The 6228-nt window shown below is 75.4% G+C and carries 4 protein-coding genes and 1 pseudogene; 1 reads left to right on the forward strand and 4 read right to left on the reverse strand.

Going from position 1 to position 6228, the window contains the following annotated elements:
• From VR44_RS07250 to VR44_RS07265, 4 genes are all read right to left on the reverse strand, one after another.
• Positions 1-933: PrsW family intramembrane metalloprotease (locus tag VR44_RS07250; RefSeq protein WP_245691625.1), on the reverse strand; the 933-nt coding region annotated here is incomplete at its 3' end.
• A gap of 68 nt (positions 934-1001) precedes the next feature.
• Entirely contained in the window at positions 1002-1850 is an 849-nt protein-coding gene (gene trmB, locus VR44_RS07255) for a tRNA (guanosine(46)-N7)-methyltransferase TrmB (protein WP_063778900.1), read from the reverse strand.
• Between the two features lie 51 nt (positions 1851-1901).
• The gene (gene lhgO / locus VR44_RS07260) at positions 1902-3134 is read right to left on the reverse strand and encodes an L-2-hydroxyglutarate oxidase (protein ID WP_045946545.1); all 1233 of its coding nucleotides are present in this window, start codon (positions 3132-3134) and stop codon (positions 1902-1904) included.
• A gap of 20 nt (positions 3135-3154) precedes the next feature.
• Positions 3155-4753: an NsdA family TPR-like regulatory protein gene (locus VR44_RS07265; RefSeq protein ID WP_045946546.1), complete on the reverse strand. Its 1599-nt coding sequence runs from the start codon at positions 4751-4753 to the stop codon at positions 3155-3157.
• Between the two features lie 653 nt (positions 4754-5406).
• On the opposite strand from VR44_RS07265, the pseudogene VR44_RS07270 reads away from it, so the two are divergent.
• Positions 5407-6228, forward strand: a pseudogene (locus tag VR44_RS07270) (asparagine synthase-related protein); the annotation flags it as partial.

The raw sequence follows: 6228 nt of genomic DNA on the forward strand, positions 1-6228 counted from the left end.
GGCCCGCGCCCGGGAGCGGGCCGGCATCGAAGCCAGCGCCGGCACCTCCGCCGGGCCGATCCAGCCGGCGGCCGAGTACACCGACAGCTCGGCGGCGACGACCCGCAGCCGCTCGCGCCGCATCCGCACCGCCAGCCACAGCAGCAGCCCGAACACCGGGACCATCACGCAGCCGTAGACCCAGTAGAACCCGTACCGCCCCACGTGCGAGGAGCCGTTCCACGCCGCGTGCGCGGCCATGGCCAGGGCGAGGCCGAACAGCGGGGGGCCGGCCCGGCGGCTGCGGCGGCCGCCGGCGGCGGCCACCCCGAGGCCGAGGCCCGTGAGCACGGTGAACAGCGGGTGCGCGAAGGGGGAGAGCACGACCCGGACGAAGAAGGTCGCGGCCGTCACCGAGTCCAGCGCGCCCGTGCCCTTGGCCAGGTCCTCCTCGAAGGCGTTGCCCAGGTAGAGCACGTTCTCGGTGAAGGCGAAACCGGTCGCGGTGAACCCGGCGAACACGAAACCGTCGGCGGCGCCCGCGGAAGGCGGTCTTCGGAAGGCGAACACGGCGAACAGCACCGCCGCCTTCGCGGACTCCTCCACGACCGGCGCCACCGCCACCGAGCCGAGCAGGTCGGCCGCCGAGGGGTCGGCGGCCTCGGCCATCCACTCCGTGGCGAAGCTGTTGGCCAGTATCGCGATCAGCGCCGCGGTGCAGGCCCCCCAGCCGAAGCAGAACAGCAACTGCCGCCACGGGCCGGGCGCGGCCCGGCCCAGCCACCGGAACGCCGCCATCAGTGGCGGCACCGGCAGCAGGGCCAGGCCGAGGCCTACGCAGAACCCGGCCGTGCCGGTCTGCTCCCGCACGAGTTCGAGGATCGCGACCCCGGTCGTGCCGAGCAGGACGACGAGCACGCACGCGCGGGCCGTGCCCGACGGGCGTGCGAGCACACGGGAGAGCGAGGGTGCTCGGAGCACATGATGACCCTACCGAGCCGCTCGGACACTCGGAGTGACGTTTATCCGTTCTTGGGCTCTGCGTTGGGTTCTGTGCGAGTGAAGAGGAGGTCGTGTACGACGTGCCCCTTGTCGAGGCCCTGGCCCTCGAAGCGGGTGAGCGGGCGGAACTCCGGGCGCGGGGCGTAGCCGCCGTCGGCCTGGGTGTTCTCGAACTCGGGGTGCGCGGTGAGCACTTCGAGCATCTGCTCGGCGTACGGCTCCCAGTCCGTCGCGCAGTGCAGCAGCGCGCCGGGCGCCAGGCGGGTGGCGGCCAGGTCGAGGAACTCCGGCTGGATCAGCCGGCGCTTGTGGTGGCGGGCCTTGGGCCACGGGTCCGGGAAGTAGACGCGCATCCCCGCGAGGGAGGCGGGCGGCAGCATCTCGCGGAGCAGGATGATGGCGTCGCCGTTCGCCACGCGGACGTTGGTCATCCCGCCGCGCTCGGCGAGGGCGAGGAGGTTGCCCTGGCCGGGGGTGTGGACGTCGACGGCGAGGATGCCGGTGGAGGGGTCGGCGGCGGCCATCTGGGCGGTGGCCTCGCCCATGCCGAAGCCGATCTCCAGGACCACGGGGAGGCCGCCGAAGAGGCGGTCGAGGTCGATGACCTCTCGGCCGTCGATGTCCAGGCCCCAGGTGCCCCACAGGCGCTTGAGCGCCTCGCCCTGGCCGGTGGTGACCCGGCTGCGGCGCGGCTGGAAGCTGCGGATGCGGCGCTCGTGGTGCGAGCCGGCGGGGTCGGGCGCGGGGCCGTCGGGGAACCGCGGCTCGGTCCGCCACTTGGGCGGCACGTACCCGCCGTTCTCCGTCGGTGAGGCTGCCTCCGGCGCGGCGTCGGGGAGGCTGGGCTGGGGGTTCAGGGACTCAGACACAATGCGCCGATTCTACGCCGGGCGCCCCGTCCCGGCCGGGCGGCGGCGGGGTCAGGCGGAGCGCAGGGTGCGCAGGGCCCGGGCGGCGATCTCGCGGCCGATCGGGAGGGACGCCGTCGCCGCGGGGGAGGGGGCGTTCAGGACGTGCACCGTGCGCGGGGCCTCGCGGATGAGGAAGTCGTCCACCAGGGTCCCGTCCCGCAGGACGGCCTGGGCGCGGACTCCCGCCGTGGCGGGGGTGAGGTCCGCCTCCGTGACGGCGGGCAGCAGGCGGCGCACGGCCTCGGTGAAGGCCGCCTTCGACAGGGAGCGGTGGATCTCGCCCGCCCCGTACCGCCAGTGCCGCGCGGCCATCCGCCAGGATCCCGGCCAGGCCAGCTCCGTGCCGAGGTCGCGCGGCCGGACCGTGCCCCAGCGGTAGCCCTCCCGGGCCAGCGCCGGCACGGCGTTCGGGCCGACGTGGACCCCGCCGCCGATGCCCCGCGTCAGGTGCACCCCGAGGAAGGGGAACGCCGGGTCGGGGACGGGATAGACCAGCCCGCGCACCAGCGAGGGCCGGGCCAGGTCGTGGTACTCGCCCCGGAAGGGGATGATCCGCATGCCCGGGTCGTCCCCGGCCAGCCGGGCGATCCGGTCGCACTGCAGGCCCGCGCAGTTCACCAGCACCCGCGCCCGGACCACCTGCCCCGACCGGGTCCGCACCGCCACCGCGGACGGGCGGCGCGAGATCAGGTCGACCTCCGCCCCGTAGACGATCTCCGCGCCGGAGGACTCGGCGAGCTGCGCGGCCACCTGGCCGTAGTCCACGATCCCGGTGGTGCCGACGTGGATCGCGGCCAGGCCGCTGATCTCCGGCTCGTACTCAGCGATCTGCGCCGGCCCCAGCTCGCGCACCGGGATGCCGTTCTCCCGGCCGCGCTGGACCAGGGAGTGCAGGCGGGGCAGCTCGGAGCGGTCCGTGGCCACGATCAGCTTGCCGGTCACCTCGTGCGCGATGCCGTGCTCCGCGCAGAACTTCACCATCTCGGCGGCCCCGCGCACCGCGAAGCGCGCCTTGAGGGAGCCGGGGCGGTAGTAGATGCCGCTGTGGATCACCCCGCTGTTGCGGCCCGTCTGGTGCCGGGCGGGCCCGGACTCCTTCTCCAGCACGGTCACGCGGGTCCCGGGAGCCAGGCTCGACAGGGCATGCGCCGTCGACAGGCCGACGATCCCGCCACCGATCACCAGCACATCGCAGTCCACGCCGCCGCCCACGCTGACACCTCCCACCCCTGCATCTTGCACCCCGCCACCGACAATAGGGGCTACGCGGGTGTGACCAGCAGCGGCCGGGCCCGTTCGCGCAGCTCCGCGACGCGCGGCTCGTCCCCGTACGGCTCCAGGCGGTGCAGCAGGTCCCGTACGTACTCGGTGGTGCGGGCGGAGGAGATGCGGCCCGCGACCTCCACGGCCCGGGTGCCGGCGGCGCAGGCCGCGTCCAGGTTGCCCGACTCCAGCTCGGCGACCGCGCTCACCACCAGCCGCAGGCCGTGCGAGCGCACGTACTCCTCCGTGGGGCGGGAGAGGGCCTGCTCGGTGAAGCGGCGGACCTGACGGGGGAGTTTGAGGTCCCGGTAGCATTCCGCGGCATCCGCCGCGAAACGGTCGTACGAGTAGAAACCCAGCCAGGTCGGGTCGGAATCCCCCTCGCGGGAGCGTTCCAGCCAGCCCTCGGCCGCGCGCAGCGCCGAACCGGCCGCCGCCGAGTCGCCGGCCTTGGCGTGCGCCCGGGCCTCCACGAGGCGGAAGAAGCTCATGGTGCGGGCGGTGGCCAGGCCCCGGTTGCGCTCGACGGCCGCCTGGGCGAGGTCGACCCCCTCGTCCGGGAAGTCCCGGTAGGTCGCCTGGAGGGACATCGAGGCCAGGACGTACCCGCCGAGCGGCACGTCGGCGGCCGCACGGGCCAGCCGCAGCGCCTGGATGTAGTACCGCTGGGCCGCCTCCTGCTGGCCGGTGTCGAAGGCCATCCACCCGGCCAGCCGGGTCAGTTCGGCGGTCGCCCCGAACAGCGCGCGGCCCACCTCGTCCGTGTAGGAGCCGAGCAGCAGCGGCGCCGCGTCCACCCGCAGGCACTCGGGGACCATCGACGAACGCCAGTCCCCGCCGCCGTACTTGGAGTCCCAGCGGCGCGCGTCCTCCGCCGCCTCCCGCAGCTTGGCCACGTCGCTGTGCCCGACGCGCTGCGGGGAGGCGTCCGGGAGCACCGGCACGGGGGCCGCCACCGGCGCCGGGACGGCGGTTTCGGTTCCGGGGCGGGCGGGCACAACGCCCTGCGCGGGGGTTTCGGGAGCGCGCCGGGGCGCGACGACGGAGGTGGTGCGCACCGGAGCCGCCGTACGCACGCCACCGCCCGCGGGGGCGGGCGGTCCGGGGTCCGGGGCGGGGCCCGGCTCGCGGGCCACCGAGCTGTCCGCGGGCGATATCAGCCACCGCGAGGCCGGCGTCGCGTACGCCGAGACGGAGAAGGAACCGGCGAGCGACTGCCAGATCCCGCCACCGCCGCGCCGGCCCGCGAGGTCCAGCCGGTAGAGGTCGGTCGCCGACCGTACGGCCGCGCCGACATCGCGCGGGAAGGCCAGCCCGACCTCCGGCGCGGGGTCGGCGTCTGCCAGCCCGATCTCGTGCAGCGGCACCGGACGCCCCAGCTTCGCGCCGATCGCGGCGGCGATCAGGTGCGGGGCCGCGCCCTGCGGCACCATCCCCTTCGACACCCACCGCGCGACGGAGGTCTTGTCGTACCGGAGCGTCAGGCCGCGCTGTGCTCCGAGGTCGTTGACCCGCCGGGCCAGTCCCGCGTTGCTGATGCCCGCCAGGGCGAGGACGGCGCCGAGCTTCTCGTTGGGCTCGCGGAGCTCCCTGGACATGCGCCACCCCTCGTCACACGCGGAACGCAGACGCCGCCGGGGCATAGGCGCCCGGCATTTCGTAAACCCAGCGTAGTTCCCCGCCTCCCAAGCGTTAAGGCCCCGAGTTCCGTATGGCGAGATTGTTGTCCGTGCGCACAGTCCGCCGGGGCCCGCTCCCCGGGGCGCACGCCTCGGATCGTGCTCCGGCCGTGTGGCCGTGCGCCCGGCCGTGCGCTCTGGCCGCACCCGGGGCCCGGCGATTCGATGTGCCGTGCGTGGGTCGGCCCGCCGCGTGCATGCGGCAGGCCGGGGGATGCCGCTGCCTCAATCCCCGCGGGTGGCGGAACGGTCCGGGGGGTGCGATCAGGCCTCCCGGACCGCGCCCCGCGGCCTCCCGCCGCCTCCCGCGCGAGGACGCGTACGGGTGCTCAGTACGGCCGAAGAATGGCCGAAACCGACCTATGGGGCGGTGGGAACGGAACGCCAAATACCGTGTGGCCACGGCGTGTTCGTTTACATGTGCGCCCCCCGAAGCCGCTCTCGCACGCCCGTCTCGTGGCAGCATGGACCCCGAGCCACCGGGGCCCCGCCGGCCGCGCCCTCGGCGCCGACCACATCGTCCGTGCCGCCCGTTGCCCCGGTCATGTGCCCACGGGCTGGGGGAGGCGGCGGTGCGCTGGTTGGTCGGGTGGAGCAGTATCGCCGCGAGCTTCGGTACGGCCGGACGCGTCCCGCCACCGGCCGCCGGCACCGGGTACGACGCCCCCCTCCGCGGCGGCATCGCCGACGCCGCCCACGCCGACGACCCCGCAGGCCAGGACGCCGAACGCACCGTCCACCCCGTCGGCGCCCAGCTCCTGTGGGGCGACCCCGACCCCCTCTGGGCCGTCGGCGACTGGCGCCCCGACGAGATCCGCACCGTCACCGCCGACCCCGCCGACCCGTTCACCCGGCTCGCCGTCCTCGGCTGCTGCGGCGCCGGCGACGAGGAACTCCGCCGCGCCCTCTACGCCGCCCGCGGCGGCGCCCTGCGCCACCTCACCGAATGGCCCGGCAGCTACACCGCCGTCGTCCAGGCCGGCCGGCGCATCACCGTCCTCGGCGACCTCGCCGGCGCCCGCCCCGTCTTCTACACCCCCTGGGCGGGCGGCACCGCGTACGCCACCGCCGCCCTCCCCCTCGCCGACCTCATCGGCGCACAGCTCGACATCGGCCACCTCGCCGCCCTGCTCGCCTGCCCCGACAGCCCCGAGGCACTGGGCGACGGCACCCCGTACGTCGGCGTGCGCCGCATCCCGCCCGGCCACACCCTGATCCTGCGCGAGGGCTCCCGGGAGATCACCGGCTACGAGCCCGTGGCCTCCCTCGCCGTCGCCGCCCCCGAGGCCGACCCGGAGGGGGCGGTCGAGGGAGTGCGGGAAGCGTTGACGGCCGCGGTGCGCGCCCGGCTCACAGCCCCCCGGCATGCTCCCGACACCCTGCTCCCCGACCCC

Origin of the sequence: Streptomyces katrae (genome assembly GCF_000966975.1) — a bacterium.
Classification (GTDB): domain Bacteria; phylum Actinomycetota; class Actinomycetes; order Streptomycetales; family Streptomycetaceae; genus Streptomyces; species Streptomyces katrae.